The 1,179-nt window shown below is 49.9% G+C and carries 1 protein-coding gene; it reads right to left on the minus strand.

All coding sequences use genetic code 11. From position 1 onward, the window contains the following. Window positions 1-219: 219 nt before the first annotated feature. Window positions 220-1,179, minus strand: a 960-nt coding sequence (gene tuf / locus QVO97_RS00010) for an elongation factor Tu (RefSeq protein WP_288188425.1), incomplete at its 5' end; no start/stop codon positions are given.

Raw genomic sequence — 1,179 nt, forward strand, 5'->3', positions numbered from 1 at the left:
TTCTGCTTCGCGCGAGTACGCATCCTCGCGGAGCGTTTGTTGTTTCATAGAACGCAATTTCCTATGAAACAACAGAAAAACCCCGGAAACCTTACGGTTCCGGGGTATCTCTTACGTCTGGACACAATGCGCTTCCTGGAAGCGACTTTATATTATATATATACGGTACATCTTCTTGCCTGCTGCGCATACAAGAAGCACCTTTGTTTAATTCATTGATTACTCAATGATAGTAGCAACTCTACCAGATCCTACTGTACGGCCGCCCTCACGGATAGCGAAACGAAGACCCTGCTCCATAGCTACCGGATGAATCAGCTCTACAGTCATCTCTACGTTGTCGCCCGGCATACACATCTCGGTACCAGCCGGTAACTCACAAACGCCTGTTACGTCAGTGGTTCTGAAGTAGAACTGCGGACGATAGTTGTTGAAGAACGGAGTATGACGACCACCCTCGTCTTTTGTCAGAACGTAAACCTGAGCTGTAAATTTCTTATGGCACTTTACAGAACCCGGTTTAACCAGACACTGACCACGCTGGATGTCAGTTCTCTGAACACCACGAAGCAGAGCACCGATGTTATCACCAGCCTCAGCCTGATCAAGCAGCTTACGGAACATCTCGATACCAGTTACAACAGTCTTACGAGTCTCCTCGTGAATACCAACGATCTCAACCTCATCGTTCAGTTTCAGAGTACCACGCTCAACACGGCCGGTAGCAACAGTACCACGACCTGTGATGGTGAATACGTCCTCGATCGGCATCAGGAACGGCTTATCTGTAGCACGTACCGGATCCGGAATGTAGGAATCTACAGCGTCCATGAGCTCCATGATCTTGTCGCCCCACTCGCCGTTCGGATCTTCAAGAGCCTTCAGAGCAGAACCCTGGATGATCGGTGTGTCATCGCCCGGGAACTCGTACTCGTTCAGCAGGTCTCTGATCTCCATCTCAACCAGCTCAAGCAGCTCCGGATCGTCTACCATATCGCACTTGTTCATGAATACTACGATGTACGGTACGCCTACCTGACGGGAAAGCAGGATGTGCTCTCTTGTCTGAGCCATAACACCATCGGTAGCAGCTACAACCAGAATAGCGCCATCCATCTGAGCAGCACCAGTGATCATGTTCTTAACGTAGTCAGCATGTCCTGGGCAGTCAACATGTGC

It is taken from the genome of Clostridium sp. CAG:43, assembly GCF_000434655.1.
GTDB lineage: Bacteria > Bacillota > Clostridia > Lachnospirales > Lachnospiraceae > Otoolea > Otoolea fessa.